At 39.9% G+C, this 17,092-nt stretch carries 20 protein-coding genes and 1 pseudogene; 2 read left to right on the top strand and 19 right to left on the bottom strand.

Annotated features, from left to right (window positions below; genetic code table 11):
* Window positions 1–43 precede the first annotated feature (43 nt).
* The 8 genes and pseudogenes from KQI58_RS22770 to KQI58_RS16035 form a co-directional block, all read right to left on the bottom strand.
* Window positions 44–208: pseudogene (locus KQI58_RS22770) on the bottom strand (helix-turn-helix domain-containing protein); the annotation flags it as partial.
* A gap of 74 nt (window positions 209–282) precedes the next feature.
* Complete coding sequence (locus tag KQI58_RS16005; RefSeq protein WP_216410037.1) at window positions 283–666, bottom strand: helix-turn-helix domain-containing protein; 384 nt, start codon at window positions 664–666, stop codon at window positions 283–285.
* A gap of 129 nt (window positions 667–795) precedes the next feature.
* Window positions 796–1,773 (bottom strand): D-isomer specific 2-hydroxyacid dehydrogenase family protein, encoded by a 978-nt coding sequence (locus KQI58_RS16010; RefSeq protein ID WP_216410038.1) that lies wholly within the window; start codon window positions 1,771–1,773, stop codon window positions 796–798.
* Window positions 1,774–1,785: 12 nt separating this feature from the next.
* Window positions 1,786–2,418: a ketohydroxyglutarate aldolase gene (locus KQI58_RS16015; RefSeq protein ID WP_216410039.1), complete on the bottom strand. Its 633-nt coding sequence runs from the start codon at window positions 2,416–2,418 to the stop codon at window positions 1,786–1,788.
* A 17-nt stretch (window positions 2,419–2,435) separates the two neighbouring features.
* Window positions 2,436–2,846 carry a PTS sugar transporter subunit IIA gene (locus KQI58_RS16020; protein ID WP_216410040.1) on the bottom strand — a complete coding sequence of 137 codons (411 nt, stop codon included), beginning with the start codon at window positions 2,844–2,846 and terminating at the stop codon, window positions 2,436–2,438.
* Window positions 2,847–2,858: 12 nt separating this feature from the next.
* Window positions 2,859–3,677, bottom strand: coding sequence for a PTS system mannose/fructose/sorbose family transporter subunit IID (locus KQI58_RS16025; protein ID WP_216410041.1), 819 nt, complete (start codon window positions 3,675–3,677; stop codon window positions 2,859–2,861).
* Window positions 3,670–4,422: a PTS mannose/fructose/sorbose/N-acetylgalactosamine transporter subunit IIC gene (locus KQI58_RS16030; protein ID WP_216410042.1), complete on the bottom strand. Its 753-nt coding sequence runs from the start codon at window positions 4,420–4,422 to the stop codon at window positions 3,670–3,672. Before KQI58_RS16030 ends, KQI58_RS16025 begins: the two co-directional genes overlap by 8 nt.
* Window positions 4,423–4,525: 103 nt before the next feature.
* Window positions 4,526–5,011, bottom strand: a complete 486-nt coding sequence (locus KQI58_RS16035; RefSeq protein WP_216410043.1) for a PTS system mannose/fructose/N-acetylgalactosamine-transporter subunit IIB — start codon at window positions 5,009–5,011, stop codon at window positions 4,526–4,528.
* Window positions 5,012–5,297: 286 nt separating this feature from the next.
* On the opposite strand from KQI58_RS16035, the gene KQI58_RS16040 reads away from it, so the two are divergent.
* Window positions 5,298–7,637, top strand: a complete 2,340-nt coding sequence (locus tag KQI58_RS16040; RefSeq protein WP_216410044.1) for a transcriptional antiterminator — start codon at window positions 5,298–5,300, stop codon at window positions 7,635–7,637.
* Between the two features lie 65 nt (window positions 7,638–7,702).
* Here the strand turns inward: KQI58_RS16040 and KQI58_RS16045 are convergent, their stop codons facing one another.
* From KQI58_RS16045 to KQI58_RS16065, 5 genes are all read right to left on the bottom strand, one after another.
* Window positions 7,703–8,560 carry an SDR family oxidoreductase gene (locus tag KQI58_RS16045; protein ID WP_216410045.1) on the bottom strand — a complete coding sequence of 286 codons (858 nt, stop codon included), beginning with the start codon at window positions 8,558–8,560 and terminating at the stop codon, window positions 7,703–7,705.
* A gap of 18 nt (window positions 8,561–8,578) precedes the next feature.
* Window positions 8,579–9,031 carry a pyridoxamine 5'-phosphate oxidase family protein gene (locus KQI58_RS16050; protein WP_216410046.1) on the bottom strand — a complete coding sequence of 151 codons (453 nt, stop codon included), beginning with the start codon at window positions 9,029–9,031 and terminating at the stop codon, window positions 8,579–8,581.
* Between the two features lie 30 nt (window positions 9,032–9,061).
* Window positions 9,062–9,904, bottom strand: a complete 843-nt coding sequence (locus KQI58_RS16055) for an SIR2 family NAD-dependent protein deacylase (protein WP_216410047.1) — start codon at window positions 9,902–9,904, stop codon at window positions 9,062–9,064.
* Window positions 9,879–10,661 (bottom strand): protein-ADP-ribose hydrolase, encoded by a 783-nt coding sequence (locus tag KQI58_RS16060; RefSeq protein WP_216410048.1) that lies wholly within the window; start codon window positions 10,659–10,661, stop codon window positions 9,879–9,881. Before KQI58_RS16060 ends, KQI58_RS16055 begins: the two co-directional genes overlap by 26 nt.
* A gap of 66 nt (window positions 10,662–10,727) precedes the next feature.
* Complete coding sequence (locus tag KQI58_RS16065; RefSeq protein ID WP_216410049.1) at window positions 10,728–11,573, bottom strand: SDR family oxidoreductase; 846 nt, start codon at window positions 11,571–11,573, stop codon at window positions 10,728–10,730.
* Window positions 11,574–11,675: 102 nt separating this feature from the next.
* Here KQI58_RS16065 and KQI58_RS16070 point away from each other — a divergent pair, with 102 nt between their 5' ends.
* On the top strand, window positions 11,676–12,143 hold the full coding sequence (locus KQI58_RS16070; protein ID WP_216410050.1) for an Rrf2 family transcriptional regulator: 468 nt from the start codon (window positions 11,676–11,678) through the stop codon (window positions 12,141–12,143).
* A gap of 375 nt (window positions 12,144–12,518) precedes the next feature.
* On the opposite strand, the gene KQI58_RS16075 is transcribed toward KQI58_RS16070, so the two are convergent.
* The 6 genes from KQI58_RS16075 to KQI58_RS16100 all read right to left on the bottom strand — a co-directional run bounded on the left by KQI58_RS16075 (window position 12,519) and on the right by KQI58_RS16100 (window position 16,990).
* Window positions 12,519–13,328 (bottom strand): MurR/RpiR family transcriptional regulator, encoded by an 810-nt coding sequence (locus tag KQI58_RS16075; RefSeq protein WP_216410051.1) that lies wholly within the window; start codon window positions 13,326–13,328, stop codon window positions 12,519–12,521.
* A 31-nt stretch (window positions 13,329–13,359) separates the two neighbouring features.
* Window positions 13,360–13,761 carry a PTS sugar transporter subunit IIA gene (locus KQI58_RS16080; protein ID WP_216410052.1) on the bottom strand — a complete coding sequence of 134 codons (402 nt, stop codon included), beginning with the start codon at window positions 13,759–13,761 and terminating at the stop codon, window positions 13,360–13,362.
* A 17-nt stretch (window positions 13,762–13,778) separates the two neighbouring features.
* Window positions 13,779–14,594, bottom strand: a complete 816-nt coding sequence (locus KQI58_RS16085; protein ID WP_102866220.1) for a PTS system mannose/fructose/sorbose family transporter subunit IID — start codon at window positions 14,592–14,594, stop codon at window positions 13,779–13,781.
* A gap of 4 nt (window positions 14,595–14,598) precedes the next feature.
* Entirely contained in the window at window positions 14,599–15,360 is a 762-nt protein-coding gene (locus tag KQI58_RS16090; protein WP_016178997.1) for a PTS mannose/fructose/sorbose/N-acetylgalactosamine transporter subunit IIC, read from the bottom strand.
* A gap of 110 nt (window positions 15,361–15,470) precedes the next feature.
* Entirely contained in the window at window positions 15,471–15,947 is a 477-nt protein-coding gene (locus tag KQI58_RS16095) for a PTS sugar transporter subunit IIB (RefSeq protein ID WP_216410053.1), read from the bottom strand.
* Between the two features lie 29 nt (window positions 15,948–15,976).
* A complete protein-coding gene (locus tag KQI58_RS16100) occupies window positions 15,977–16,990 on the bottom strand; it encodes a Gfo/Idh/MocA family protein (RefSeq protein ID WP_216410054.1) in 1,014 nt (337 codons plus the stop codon).
* Window positions 16,991–17,092: the final 102 nt, after the last annotated feature.

The following is a 17,092-nucleotide window of genomic DNA, read 5'->3' on the forward strand; positions in this document are numbered from 1 at the left end:
ATAACAGTTTATTGGTTTAGATTCCTCCATCGTAAAGCTGTTAAGCGATTCTTGGAGATCCGTATCGACGATATTCTGAAACCCATCGAGAAATTGTTGGGCGAGAGATGTTGTATTCTTCAGAAGATATTCTCTTGGTAGTTACTTTCTTCTCAAGAAGATCCTGTGAGTTCTTTAGTTCAAATTCACGATTATATGTTTTTCTCAATAGAGTTCATTCCTTCCGATAATGTAACTGATAGTTGTTGGCAATGCAATAGAGCACCATTTCTATACGTTCTTCTAAATTGAATTTTTTTGACTCACCTTACTTCCACCGCTTTCTGATTTGAAGTCTCCATGAGTAGTATATCTTTTAATCCAGTCTAAAAGTTGTGTTCTACTTCTTAAGCCGTATCTTTTAGCGACTGAGCTTAAACTATCTCTCCCATTCAGATAATCAAGAACAGCTTCACGTTTCAATTCTTTGGAGTAGCACTTGTTCTTTCTTGTACCGACTAATCCAGTCGGACCCTCATTTTCATAAATGACGCACCAATTATTAATAGTCTCTATAGCAACGCCAGCTTCTTTAGCTACCTGACTTAGACCACTTTCTTTATTCAGATATTTTTCTACAAACATCACTTGGTTTTCAGCACTGAACTTCATTTTTCTTTTACCCATAAGGAATACCCCTAACTAGGACTTCATTATTTCTTTGTCCTAGTTAGGGGTAGCATAGCAAGAGCAACGACGCTTCATAATAGCTATTTTTGATTCAAATTAGTTTACGCTTTGACGAAGACCGACAAACTATTTCTCCAATAAATGCTTCGGCTCACCACCCGCATTGACTTTAGCGATATCATCAACCACACTTTCACACATCATTTCATTACACTCATGGTTGTACGCCCCGATATGCGGCGTCAAAATGATTTTCTCTTGAGTCATAAATGGATGATCAGCTACTGGCGGTTCGTTTTCTAAAACGTCAGTGGCGTAGCTGCCAAATTCTCCAGCATCTAATGCCGCAAATAAATCTACTTCATTCACCAAAGCACCGCGAGCGGTGTTGACCAGAACCGCGCTGGCTTTCATTTTCTTAAATGCCGACTGATCGAACATCCCTTTGTTCTCAGCCGTACAATTCATATGCAGGGAGATAACATCTGCTTGTTCCAACAACTCGTCAAAGTCCACTTTTTCTCCCCCACGTTTTTCTGCTTCTTCTGCTGAAAGATAGGGGTCGTAACAGATGATCTTACAGTTAAATGCCTGCATAATCTCCGCAACTCGTGTGCCGATATTTCCAAAGCCGCAAATGCCGATCGTTTTTTTGTTCAAGCGGTGGCCCAAATAACGTCCACGATCTTTGGCCCATTCGCCTTGTTTTACTTTTTCAGCCGTGTAAGTGACTAATTTCGCTGCCGACAAGATCAAAGACACGGCATATTCAGCAACATCGTCTCTTTCCATGTACGCTGGAATATTGGACACCATAATTCCGTTTTCTCTAGCCGCGATAACATCCACATTGTCATAGCCGATCCCAAAGCGAACGACTAATTGAAGTTTAGGCATTTTTTCGAAAAAGCTTCTAGGTAGTTTTGGTTCGGTCCCAATAATGATGAAAGAGAAATCCTTCAGCTCGGCTGCCAACTCTTCAGGAGAGATATCTACTGGAAATTTGAAGCGTTTTGTTTCACCGATTTGTTGATCTAATTGGGTAATGTATTCAGGATAATATTTCCCGAAACTATTCGCGTTTACGATCGCCGTTTTTTTCATTTGGTTCTCCTCTTACTTTCCTCGAACTTCATTGGCTATAGCTGTCAATTTCTGGGCATTTTGAGCAATCTCTTCTGACGTACCTTTAGTTAAGAGTCCGCCAATACCAATGCAATCCACACCATTTTCAAACCATTCATGAAGATTTTCCAGCGTTGCCCCACCAGATGCTAAAATTGGCGTATGAGGCACAGGAACTTTTACTACCTTCGCTAAACTTGGACCATAATAATTGGAAATCGGGAAGGCTTTGATAAATGAAGCGCCATTTTTCAGGGCCTCCATCATTTCTGTATAAGAAGTACAGCCTGGTGCGTAAGGAATTTGATACAAATTACACAGCTCCTGAACACCTTGATCATAAGTGGGGGCGATGACAAATTCCGCACCGTCCATGATTGCCAACCGGGCAGTGGTACTTTCTAAAACAGTGCCGGCACCGATCAAGATTTTATCACCGAATTTTTCTTTGATTGCTCGGATGACTTCCCCAGCGTTATTGTTGGTGTAGCTGATCTCCATAACATCTACGCCACCATCCAAACACCCTTGCGCAACTTCGATCCCTCTTTCAATCGTTTCTACGCGGACAACGGCCATTATGCCTGTATTAAAAATTCGCATCGTGTTTTCTGCTTTTAACATTTTCCTATTCGCTCCTTTTAAATTTCTAGTGTCTGCCGAAGATTAACAATGGTATCAGCGGACATTTCCCCAATGTGATTCGTCAGTTCTGTTACATTCATAGAATCCTTTGAAGCCAACGCTTCCATCACCAGTGGCATGTTCACCCCGGCAAAGCATTCAATCTGATAGTCTTCCTTTAACTCTTCAATCAAGAGAGCTACGACATTAAATGGTGTCCCAGCTAAAATATCAACAAAAATGAGGCATTCCTTCGTTCCAGATTGTACGACAGCTTCTTTGATCTCTTTTTCTAACATCTCTGGACTTTTTGTTGGAAACAACCCAATCGTGGATATCTGATCTACCTGATCACCGAAAAACATTGCGCCGCTTTCTTTAAAGGCATCCGCTAAAGGGCCATGAGTAACAATAATCAACTTAGTCATTTGTTTATCTCCTTATCCTAATACTCCGATGGCACCGCCTAGGAAACCGATCGCGAAGAGCACCAGCAACACACGCGTTACGCTTTGCCCTTTTACTTGCAACCAATAAGCTAAGAAAGTAAACGCAAGTGGTAAGAAACTTGGAACGATCTTATTCAGGGTTTCTCCAACTGACAAAGTAGTCGTTGCCAGCTTCACTTCCAACACCGCTTGAACACTGACATATTTAACGATCATAACGCCTAAACAGAACAGGCCGACAATTCCTAAGAAGGAAGTCATTTTCTTAATGAATGGTCCCTCTAAGAAACGATCAATCGAATCCATCCCTAATTTATAGCCTTGAGTAAACATGCCGTATGTCATCGCAAAATCCATCAACGTAAAGATGATCCCAAAGGCAAAAGCTCCCCATATTTGTCCCTGTGAAGCCCAACCTAATGTGACACTCAGAACGATCGGCTTCAACAATCCGGCTACGACCGTGTCACCGATTCCCGCTAACGGTCCCATTAACGCGGTTTTAATTTCCGTAACCATCGACTTATCAATTTCTTCGGTTGGATTATTGGCAATCCCTTCTTCCAATGCGACCACCATTCCTGGTAGAAAAGCACCTAAGCGAGGTTCTGTATTGAAATACAGCATATGCCGCTGCAAACCATCGGTAATTTCTTCCTTATCGCCTTCATACATCTTATTCAAAAGCGGGCCCATCACGGTCGTCATCCCGCCAGCCTGTAGTCGTTGATAGTTGTAAGTTAAGTGTGATGTTAACCACCAAGTGACAGCAGCTCGTTTGATATCCTTTTTATCTAATGATTTAGCCATTCTCTGTTTCCCCCTCTTCTTTCGCAAAGCCAAGTTTTAACATTAATAGTCCAATCGCCACAGCGATGATGACATACATCATTAAGTCTGTCATTCCGGTATACGCCGCAATCGCGAAACCAATGATAAAGAATGGAATAAGTTCCTTTTTAAGCATAAATTTCAATAGCATCGACATCCCTAAAGCCGGCAAGATTTTTCCGACTGCTCCAAGACCGTTCATTGCCCAATCAGGCAAACTATTAATAATAATTTGAATGTACTCGCTTCCAAAAAGTGCAATGAAGAAGACTGGTAACGCTCTTAAGAAGAGCACAATGAACGGACCGCCAAACATTTGAATCTTGCGAATGCCTTTCCAATCACCCTTGTCGGCTAATTTATCCATTCGAGTCGGCCAAAATGACGCCAGCGTCATATACGCTACATGGACATAATTTCCTAATAACCCGATCGGAATAGCAAAAGCAGCCGATTGCTCAATGCTCATTCCCCCTTGGATTGCTACAAATGTTCCTAATAACCCCGCCCAATAGAGGTCTGAAGCATTCGCGCCACCTGCACTAATCCAGCCTAGATAGGCCACGTTGATTGTTGCCCCAATAATTCCCCCCTGAACCGGATCGCCATAGATTAACCCAACCCAAAAACCAGCCATAATCGGTTCACGGATCAGCCACCAACTTAGCGGCCACTGAATCCCATTTAGCAGAGCCAACAATCCCATTAATAATGCTTGAACCATCTCTTTTCCTCCTTCGTTCTGTTAAATCTGATTCGAATGCCATCTATCATTTAATTAAAGTGTTCTTGACAAGAATTTCCTTGATTGAACAGACATCCCCTTTTTAAAACTTACTTAAAATACTTTCAAATGCATACTCCGCATCTTCGGGGATCGGTTGTCCGTAGACCCGCACCCCATTTTCATGTAGAGGAACCAGATCCTGTACATCTTCTTCTGACATGACGATATTTTTATTGATATTTTTTTTGTTCCCTGAGCCTTCAATTCCGCCAATTTGCAGCGAGGTATACTTAATTCCTTCTTTCCATGCTTTGGCAGCTGTTTTTGTATCTTTAAATAGAATAAGTAAATTATTCTTAGGGAATTCATTCTTCTCCCATTTTTCGGTAGCGCTTGCAATAGATTCTACAAAAACATTTACCGATGATGGCGCCGCATTTAATAGTATCTTTTTCAAAATTGGGCTCTTCGCAGATTTGTCGTCAATCACCACGATATCTTTAATGTTGTATTCCTTTACCCATCTGGTCATTACCTGCCCATGGATCAAACGAAAATCGATCCGTGTCAATTTTAAATTTTCCATTTCTGTTTCCTCCTATTCATTGTTTGTAATCTCCTACTTGAAAAACGTCTCCTCTCTGGTAAATTCAAGATTACTTTCGTTGAGAACATCTTCACTATCACATATCGAACACCACAAGTCAAAATCTCAAAAAAACCTTTTGTGTACCACATTAAAACGCCTGTAAATAAGGATTCATATTAATATTCTACACTATAGAAACACTAGTTATTATTTTGTGGTATAATTTTACACGAAATGGTGTAAGCGCATTCTAAAATAAATACAACAAATTTAGGAGGATATTATGGCAACTCAGCAGGAAAAACTACTCCATCGCATCGAAGAGCTGACTCAGGAGCAAATCATGCAGGGGACCTATGATTTTTCAGAATGTTGCGCGTTGGTTCTATCTGTTGATTTAGCGATTGACCGCTCCAATGTTTCTCGTCTGTTGAATAAACTGCATCAGGAAAAACAATTGATCAAGCTAAAGGGACGACCAACCTTATTCATTTCAACTCAAATTTTGACAAAGAATTTTCCCTATTTATCCTTGCCTCATACTATTCAAAAAGATGATCATTTGAATAATTACCTTTTTCTAAATGAAACATCGGTTCTGAGTTCGTCTGAATTTCAGTTGGACACTTTAGACATTGGTGAAAATAGTTCGTTATACAATGTCGTACAAAATGTCTTGCCGATCTTTTATTATCCCAGTAATGAGCTGAAAACAATCATTTTAAGAGGCGAAAAAGGCGTCGGCAGAAAATTCTTTCTAGAAAAACTGATTGAACAAAACAAAAGCAAAGGAACATCTAAATCTGCAAGAAAAATCTTTTATGCCCTCTGGTCTGAACAAAATAAGCTGGATATTCTCCCAGAATTGAAAAGAAAAAAAGACGGACTGGCTTCCTTTTTGGTTATCGAGCTAGATTCTTCCGTTCCAGCGTCAGACGTTTCGCTAAAACTAGATGAACTCTCTTTTTATTATAAAAATGAAGGAGGCGCTCAACCATTGGTGGCTTTGCTGATACCTCCACAGATGAAGAACATCGAACAATTTTATGAAATCAGTCCTTACGTCGGGTATTTTCCAAAATTTAGCGAACGTCCGTTAAAGGAAAAGGTCGAAATTATTTCAAACATCTACTTAACAGAATGCAGACAAATTTCACGAGAAATAATGGTTACCAAAAAAGTGATTCAAGCGCTTGCGGCCATTTCAGCCAGTTCAAACATTGCCTATATAAAAAAAGAGATCTTATATTCGATCTCTCAAGCTTTTTTCAATCGAAATATGGAGAACGCTACCGGTACAACGATTCTTGTATCAACCAGACATTTATCCGAGAAAGTCGACCAAAACGTCGAAGGCTCCCGAGATGAGAAACGTTTTTGGGATAAATTTCCAGAACGACTCACCTTCTCTGCCCAATCCAACCAGTCCACACTAGAAATCTTGAACAGTACACAAGACGAGAATTGGTTAACCGACCAGCATGCTCTCGAAAAGCAGACGATCGAACAATTGATAAATGCCTTACCAACAAACCTAATTTTTTATAACGAACAAGATTATCAGCATACCTTAGAAAAACGCTTATTCAACTTTTTGTCAGAGACACCGTTAATCAAAGACCCGATTTTACAAAATTTCGTTATCAAAACGATCGCGGACATTCTCAAAGGAAGCTTCCCAATTGAGAACTATACTTTTCCAAAACAGGAGGAGAATTTTAAAGGAATAAACGGAATTCTCAAGAAAATCGAGCGTTTCTTACGTAAATATCAAAAAGGGCTAGCGGAAACAAAGATCACGTTTATCCGGAAACTGATCATCTTAGGGATCAAAAAAGTGACGGATGTCAAAGTCCCAATGTTGATCTCAGCCAGAGAAAATTCAATCGCGGAAAATTTGGCTCAACGGTTTAACGAATTGATTGGAAAGAGAGAAATTTTCTCCATGAGCTCCAGACGAACAGAAGCGATGGATAAGGGCGAAGTTCATTCATTTGTCAGAAAGATGTCTAAAAATCTAAAAACAATCGATCGCGGCGGCGGAACAGTCTTAGTCACTGATTATGATCCTTCCAATGATGTAGACAATAAGATCCTACTGGAAATCCGGCTCTTAACCTTTACCACCTACCCGCCGACGATGGCCCATATCTATGATATTTTGCGCATTTTAAATGGAAACATCATGAGCGTCGTCTCTGTCTCTTCAGCGATTATTAATAAGAAAAATGAACACAAGAAATTTTTAGACGGCGATTCCTTAAATGATCGGGCCGAACGAACAAACAGCGAATACTATGAACTGTTCAATCAGCTCTTTTCACGGCTAAATACAGCTAAAACCAATGAAGTCTTATATAAGCTTTTGAAAAATATCATCAACGATTTAACTATCCCGCTTTCGAATAAACTTATTATCGACTTTCTTTTTCAAGGAAATTGTCTTTTAGAAAAGCATATGACCAACGATCACGAACTATCTGATCAAAATGATCATCCCGCTTATAAAGGACTAGCAGATCAGAAATTTCAACGAATCAAAAAGCAGTTTGATCAGGCAGTTGATCTATCCTTCATTGATTTTACCGATGAAGATATTATGCTGCTAACGTATCTGTTCTAGTTCCACACAAAAACAGGATGAATGAGACCATTTCTAAGTAGTCTCTTCATCCTGTTTACTTGTGTTTATTTCCAATTTGTTCGTAAAAAATCCATCATAGCTGTGGGCTGATGACCCGTAATCGTTTCAAAATCCGTGGTGCTTTTACTTAACATTCCTAGTGCCCCGCCTTGATACATTGAGGCAAGTTCTTGACCATCGCCATCGCCCTTATAAATATCCGCGAATTCTTGTAGGCTGACCGGCTGATACCCAATCGTTTTCCCCGTCACTTCACTCATTATTTGACCAAGTTCGGACATGGAATAATTTTTCTCCTGACTTAGCAAATACGTTTGTCCCTTATCTCTCAAATCCGGCTTGATAGCTACTTGCACCAAGGCCTCTGCACTATCATCCAAAGAAATGAACGATAATTTTTCTTGTCCAATGGGGTAAATAATGTTCTTTCGTTCAATTAATTCTGGCAAGTATGGAACCAATGGGTCTGCGTATAACGAGTTTTTCACGATCGTATACTCAAGTCCTGAACCTGCTAATCGTCTTGGTGCATAGCCGTAATAGGGCGACATCACAAATGGATTTTTTTCCTGATCAGCAAAAAAACTAACAAAAATAATTTTCTTTACTTGGGCTTTTTTCATCGCTTCCAACGTGTTTTCCAGTTCAATCACACGTTGAACAAGATCGTAAGTTTTGCTGGGAATATAGATCAATAAATCGACATTTTCCAATGCTTTAGTCATATCCTCAACATCGGCATAATCTCCCGTTCTCACGGTGATCCCCTGATCGATTATCCCTTGAGCCTTAGATAGTGTGTGCACAAGTGCCAGTATTTCTTTTTTATCTACCAAACGACTGAATTCTTTCACTACTCGACTGCCTAAGTTCCCTGTTGCACCAGTAACTGCATACTTCATTTCAGTTCCTCTTTTCTTTTACTCGTTGATATCAAAAACAGCCTGATAAATCGGCTTGCTGCTTAAATCAAATACAGACACATTTCCTTTATAGAGTTCAAATACCCGTAAAACATGTTTGCTTTCCTCTGTTTGATAGATGTCATTCATATACGGATTTTTTTCGAAAATCTCATCCAAATAATTAGTACCGATCTCTCTGACTTCTCCATTGACTGTGATTGAGATAGAAGACATCGATTCTTCACCCTTCAGTCCAGTAATCGAAACATACGGGCGCTCTATTAATTGATCGTAGAACGGCTTGGTCGTCGCCGTCAAGAAATAAAGCTTTTTCTCTTTTACTAGCATGATATCGATGACTCTAGATTTCGGTTTCCCATCCTCATCGACAGTTGAAAAAACAGTCGAGTGAATGTCCTCGTTCAAGAATTGCAAGTAATCTTCTAATTTCATCTTCTTATGATCCATTATGTCTCACTCCTCACATCCGATTTATAGTTATATATGGACGATTGCCCTTACTGTTTCTTTGATATCTCCCTGCAAATCGATTGTCTGCGCTTCAAGCTCTTTTGGAATCACCAGTTTTTCTTGGTTGAAGTAGATATACCTTGCCTGCCTATTCTGATACGTCATTTTCATAAAAGGGTACTTGATGATGACTGGCGTATTATAACCTACCCCTAATTCGAGAAAAAGAATCTTCTTGTCTTTATTTTCTTCCAAAAAAGTTAAATAGCGTTTTTGTGCAGCATGCCAGCCGTCATCTTCGACAAAAAACTGATCCACACGCAAATGAACCGCTTGTGGCGCTCCACACTTTGGACAATGAGGAACCAGATAAGAGGGAATCCGAAAATTCGCTTGCTGCTGAACCATTTTTTTGATCAAGGATTCGTTCTCATAGACCTTGGCATGACAGGCTTTTGAACATTGTAGCAACCCGTAATCGCCTTGGGTATAAAACAAACGCTCCCGATCAAAGCCCGCTTTTTGGAATTGATGATCCACATTCGTCGTAATGACAAAATAATTGGTGCCCTCTAATAATTGCAGTAAATACCTATAAGGCTCACCAGCTATCGGTGTGTAGCGATTGTAATAAATATGCTTGCTCCAATACGCCCAATATTCTTCTAAGGAATCAAAAGGGTAGAAGCCGGCAGAGTACATATCCAAAAAGCCATACTTTGAAATAAAGTCACTAAATAATTTTTCAAACCTTGGGCCTGAATAAGTAATCCCTGAAGCAGCTGATAATCCAGAACCAGCACCAACCACAATCGCCTCTGCTTCTTCAATCAAATCCAAAACCTCACTGAATTTTTTGTAATTGTTCATGGTAGATCTCCCTATCTTGATCCTTAAAAACATTAAAAATGACCTTCAACTCACTGGAATTTTCTTCAATAAACGTTTGAACCGTGTTCACCGCAATTTTTGCGGCTAACTCATTTGGAAAATGAAATTCACCGGTGGAAATGCAGCAAAAAGCGATCGTATCTAAATTCATTTCCTGAGCTTTCATCAATACATTGTTGTAACACTGGGACAATAGAAACTGATCTTCTTCTGTCACTTCACCCGTAATAATCGGTCCTACTGTGTGAAATACATAATCGGCTGACAAATTGTACCCAGCAGTCACCTTTGCCTGACCCGTTTCTTCTGATTTTCCTTGCTTTTGCATCAACTCAAAACACGCTAATCTTAGTTGGACGCCTGCCGCCGAATGGATCGCATTGTCAATACAGCCGTGTAAAGGCATAAAACATCCTAGCAATTGATTATTTGCGGCATTTGCAATTCCATCTACTGCTAACAAGGTAATATCCCCCTGCCACAAATACAAATTCGGAGTATACGCTGAGGCATCGGTCAGATCAGCCAACTGTTTTCGAGACAAACACGTTTTCAAATAGGCATCCTGTACACATAAAAATTCTTTCCCGATTGGTTCTGGCGGTCTAACATTCATTAGACTGCGAAAGAGGCTTTGTTTTTCAGCAATCGCGTGTGGAACCTCCACCTTTGAATAGGTAGGACTTTCTTGAATGAAATAATCGATCAGCCATGTGAGCATCTCATTTTCTGTCATGTCTACGATCTTCCCTTTTATAATTAGTAAAAAACTCCCCAAAATCTGAGGAGTTTCAGCAATCAATTAGCCTAACAGCTCTTTTAAACCATCTTCTAAACTAGTCAACGGCTTACCTAATGCTTTTTCAAAATCAGAAGAAACAACGTCTAATTGATCGTTCTTGATATCATATTGGAAAGATAAGAACATTTCTGCCACAGGCTGAGGCAAGCCGCTAGCAACTAAGTTTTCTACAAACCCGCGATCTCCGGCTTTTACTAATTCAAGCTCTTTTCCTGTAGCCTTTTTCAATGCCCCTGCTAATACTTCATAACTAACTGGTGTCCCTGACAATTCAAGAATAGCAGGATATTCAGTTCCTGAAACAGCTTTGGCAGCTACTTCAGCATATTCACGTTTTAAAGCCCAACCAGTCTTGCCCTCTTCAGCGGCATAAACAAATTTGCCAGTATTCAAAGCCGCACCAACGATTGGCATTTCATTTTCCAAATACCAATTATTGCGTAAGAAGGTATGCGCGATTCCCGCTTCTTCGATTTGCTTTTCTGTAAAAATATGATCAGCAGCCAATGGACTCGTTGCTTTATCTGCTCCAGCAAAACTTGTATAAGCAATATAAGAAACCCCAGCTTCTTTCGCTGCGTTTACCACATTCCCATGTTCTGCTTGGCGATTACCTGGCGCTCCTGAAACAAACAACAAGCGATCAATGCCCTGTAATGCCTGTTTCATTGAATCCGCATCCGCATAATCACCGATCCTTAAGTTAAAACCCTTTTCTTTCAAATCAGCACCTTTTTCTTCACTGCGAACAAGAGCATAAATATCAGAGATCGGAACCATTTCCTTCAAGAAATCTAACGCATATCCGCCGAATCCACCTGTAGCACCAGTTACTAAATACTTCATGTTATCTACTCCTTTTTCTGCTGTATTTTTATAATTTACACCTATAATGATAAGTAGTATGATAAGATAAGTCAAGAGAAAATTTTGAAAGGATCGAAAAAAATGAAATACTCGATGCAATTCAGCGATGCCATACATATTCTTGCTTACATTGAGATTTATAAGGATACGGACTTTCTTTCAAGTGATATGATCGCAAAAAGTGTAGAAACAAATCCTGCGAATGTCCGAAGAATTATGAGCCAACTAAAAAAAGCAAACTTGATCATTACCCAGATAGGAAAACCAAAGCCGCTTCTTGCCAAATCACCTGCAGAAATCACTTTACTAGACGTTTATAAAAGCATTGAAGGAAATACCAATCTGATTCAAGTTGATCCCAAAACAAATCCGGATTGTATCGTCGGAGCAAATATTCAGGAAGTATTGGCAGAAAATTATGATCGATTGCAAAAGAAAGTCGAAGAAGAAATGCGAGGAATCACTTTAGACTCTCTAATCCATAAAATCGCCAACCTAGAAATTGAGAAACGACCTCAAAATAGGACCATTATCAGTGATTATCTTTAATCTAAAAAATATGCAGGAATTCTCTTTCAGCAGTGATATTGTTTGACCCTTTTTTCAGACGAAAAAATGAGACTGTTCATAAAAAAAAGATGACTTCAATTTCCGAGTAAGAAATTTGAAATCATCTTTTTATTTATGAAATACTGTTTTTATAGTATTCTCTACTTTAAAATATCAAACGAATTATTTTGATTAACAAAAAGACTTTTGCTACAGCCTTCCCGTAAGAGTAGTAATTAATTGTAAATCGTAGTAACAAGTAAATCCGATTTAAAATTCTCTAACAGTTCTTTTGTGAAGCTCCTAGAAAACCTTGCGAATTTCATAAGTAGGAAATCCTTCTTTAGAAAAGGAATTGAGTCACAACAAATACCTTTACTCCTCTACTCGTCTGCTCATGATTCTTTTGAGTGTTTTTTCTCTGATTTCGATGCTTTCTGAAGCGTGTTGATTGTTTTCATAAATATCAACGATCAATCCGGAGATATACATTTGGCTCATTCTCCCAGGTACAGGTGAATTGAACAACTCATCATAAGAACTTTGCAGCACAACATTACTCAGCTTCGCGATAGGAGATAGCAAATAATTGGTAATACCGATAACTGTTACGTCGTTTTCTTTAGCAATGTTGATCGTATCAATCAGATCCGCTGTTCTGCCGGTTAAAGAAAAAACGATAAGCAGATCATCTGACGTCATTACCGTTGCCGCATTGATTTGAAAATCGGAATCTAACAGGGCTGTTGATTGTACACCGTTTCTTAAAAGTAGTTTCTCCAAATCCGTTGCCGCTAAGCCGCTTTGACCTTTGCCAAGAATATAAATATGGCGTTTCTCTTCGATTAAACGCACGACTTCACGATAGTCATTTTTGTCAACTAGCTCATGGGTTCTATCCAGAGTTTCTTTGATTTTGTTCAACAGGTCGGTGTTATTGAAGCTGTCATGCTCCAGCTTGACATTGTTTTTAGCAATCGAGATTTTTAAATCAGTAAAGCCGGAAAAGCCCACCTTTTTACAAAGTCGATTGATCGTTGCATCGCCAACATTCAAGAGTTGCTTCAAATCACTGATCGTGTTGTGAATGACCTTGTCTTTGTTTGAGACGATATAGTCTGCCACTTTTCGCTCAGATTTGGTTAATTCGTCATAATGATTGTTTATCATATCAACAGCATTCATTGTGTTCGTTCCTTTAACAGTTATATTTTCCTCACAGATTTAGGCTTTCATTCAAATTTATGATACCATCTTTTCCTACCTTAATCATATCATTAAAATCAATTGTTTCCGCCCTTAATTGGCTATATTCTAAAACCATCGGCAGATTCATTCCGGTGACGATCTGAAGTTTGCCCTTATACTTAGGATCGGTCAGCAATCGTGCCACCACATTCGCCGGCGTCCCAAAGGCAAGATCACAAAAAACGACCACACCGTCTCCTGAATCAATAGAAGCAATTTTTTGAACTAAATGCTCATTAAACTCCGAAATGTCCTGCCCTGCGGATAACGATAAAACAGCTAATTGCTCCAATTTTCCTGAAAACAATTCTAGCGATTCTCTCATGCCCTCAGCCAATCCGCCATGACTGACTAATAAAATTCCCTTCATAGACACAATTCCTTTCCCTATACGATTCCAAAGAATGACAGCGCGATCGATACGATAATAGTTCCGAAAATAACTTTCGAAATGCTGACTTTTTTCTTCCCAATCAAGAAGTAAAATAAAAACAAGACCAAAATGGCGAAGAGTCCTGGGATCAGATTGTCAAAATTATCTTGAATCTTCATTTTCGTCTCACCAAATGTCACTGCTAATGGTGTAACCAATGTGACCATCGAAGCAGTCAGTGCCCCCATCATCATCATGCCAAGAATATTCGCACCCTCCAGTACATCGGTCATCAAGCGAGAGGACAAAACATCCTTGATGGCCTCACGACCTTTAATATAGGTAAGATTCGTCGTCAAAACAAGCTCGCACATCAAAATAAAATTCCCTAAAAACAGCATTAGCAAACCAAAAAATGACCCGCCCGCTGCCAAGGTACTCGCCGCTAAAATACACAGTGTTTGCAATGTGCCTGCACTGAATGAATCCCCAAAAGCCGCAACCGGACCCATCAATCCTGTTTTAATCCCAATAATTGCCTCATCTGAGATGGTTCCCTCATTGGCCTTTTCTTCTTCCATCGCAAGAACCGTTCCTAAGATCAATCCTCCAGCTGTACAATTCGTGTTGTACAAAGCCAAATGCCGCTGCAAAGCCTGCTTCAGGTCGTCTTTTGTATCATACAGCTTTTGTAATACAGGCATTAACGCATACGTAAAGGAAATGGACTGCATTCTTTCATAGTTTAAGGAGATCTCTGTTGAAAAATACCAGCGAAACATCGTTTTATTAATATCCGAACGCGTCAGTTTCTTTTCATTCTTTTCCATTTGCTTACCCTCCCATTAGCTCAGACAGCTGCTTACGATTCAGCACAGTAATAAAGGCGATCGAAATCGCGATGATCCCAGTTACTAGAGAATTCATACCTAACACAGAAACACAGACAAAACCGATAATAATATAAGGGATCAGCCGCGGTTTTCCAATCGAATTAATGATTAGCGCAAACCCAACCGCTGGTAAGACTCCGCCGGCAACCTCTAGTCCATGCATGATCCATTCTGGAACGACTTCTAAAAGATTCAGCATCACATCTTGACCAAACAATACAACGATAAAAACGGGTAAAAACAATAATAAGAAAGAAGTCGCCACCGGATACCAGATTGCTGCTCGAGCGATTCCCTTTGTGTCCACCTTTTCAGCATATTCATCGGCCTTATGAACCAAAGGAACATTGATGATTTTACGTAAATTCAATAATTGCGCGCCCAAAAGACCTAACGGAACAGCAAAGGCGATCGCCTGCTCCACTGATAAGCCGGTATTTAAAGCGATGGGAATCATGGTGGCCGCAGCCATCCCTTGATCCGTCGGCAGGTTGCCTCCTGGTGCGATAATCCCTGCAAAAACAGCCGCGATCCCCCCGCCAATCATTAGCCCCGATTTGACATCCCCGTAAATCAAACCAGAAATAATCCCGATAAAGATTGGATTTCCAATGAAAAACAGCGCGAAATATCCCCCGATCATTCCGCGACTTAACCAATAAACCAGCGCCATTGCAACAGCCATCATTACGCTATTATCCATAGTAATTCCTCCTACTGATTTTATTTTCCAGGAAAATAGGTGTGATTTTCACCACATATCTCACTCCACTAAAATGAAAAATTATTAAAAGTGTGGAACGGACATCCTGCCTACTTGATTTTATTCGCAATACTTTCTAACGATAATTTTTCATTTTCAGGAATTGGCTGAATATATACCTTCAAGCCTGTTTGTTGAATTTCCTGCAAACAATCAAACTCCTCTTTGGACAATGCCACACCTGATGTCACGAATTGACGATCCTTTCCAGTCTGAACCGCCCCAACATTTATTTCCGACAGACCCACTCCGCTATCTAATGCCTGCTTCGCGTTTTTGATGTCTCTGAAGATCAGCATGACATCATCATTTTTCTTATCCAGTGCTGCCTGCAATTCCGCCAAAGAGACGATCTCCACTTCATTTCCTGGGGCGGCCATTTTGTAGATATCGCACATGAACGCATCATTTTTCAATTCGTCATCGGCGACGATGATCCGATTCACGGGATAATACTTGATCCACTTTGCTACAACCTGCCCGTGAATCAATCGGTAGTCTATTCTGACAATTTTCTGCTTTGCCATCGTTCCTCTCTCCTTTTTTCTTTTTTTGACTAAAGTTTCACTCGGTCACCTATTTCCAAACTCTTATGAATCGCCTCGGTCACTCTTGCTGCCTGCAGTCCATCATACACATCTGCCACAAAATCAGAACCATCAATCAAGCAATCAACGAAACTATTGATTGGATCTGCCCCAAAACCAACAACTTTATTATTGAAATCATTGAAGAAAAAGACATTCGGTGTATGTGATCTCTCCTTGTCCACCATTTCAACTCCACGATCCTGATTGTTGATGCGAATGTATTTTTCTGAAGTCAAAATCGATGTCCGACTATCATTCGCTTTCGCAAATCCTGATGGTAAAACCCAAGAATTCTCAAGCATCCACGTGCAACCGTTCTCAAAAGCAATCATCGATTGAACACTGTCATACGTATCGACCCCCATGCTAGGTAAGAGTTTCTTTGAACCAACTGAATAAACTTCGGTAACTTCACAGCCCATATACCACCGCATCAGATCCACACAGTGAACGCCTAAAAAATCAACTGGGTCAGAGGAATTACCCCATTTGAACCATTTTGTCGGCACATCAATCATATCGTCCATGTTCATGTATCCGCGAATCGGATAACCGTTTTCAGATTCATTCAACTGATTGAAGGTATAAATCGCTGCTGGGTCCCAGCGTTTATGAAAATCAACCGCAACACGCACATTATTTTTCTCGGCCGCCTCCTTAATTGCTGTACAATCTGCCACCGTTATGGCTAATGGCTTTTCAATCAATACATCAAGCCCATGATTGATACACGCCAGCGCTGGCTCCACATGAAGATGATCAGGTGTCGCGATTGAAACCGCATCCAATTTCTCGTTTGCTAACAATTCATCGACAGTTTCATACGTCCTTACACCATACTTCTCTTCCGCCATTTTTCGAATATCCGCACTGAAATCACAAACAGCAGTTAACTCTACAAATGGATTTTGCTTGTACACATCCACATGATGAATCCCATAAATCCCGACACCAATAACTGCAACATTCAGCTTCTCCATAAAAATTATCCTCCATTTTATTCAATTATGGATTAATTATCCATAAGACAAGTTTAGCAGGTTTTTATTTTATGTCAATATAGAAATGGAGAATAATTTCTG

Origin of the sequence: Enterococcus raffinosus (assembly GCF_018917525.1) — a bacterium.
GTDB classification, from domain to species: Bacteria; Bacillota; Bacilli; order Lactobacillales; family Enterococcaceae; genus Enterococcus_A; species Enterococcus_A raffinosus_A.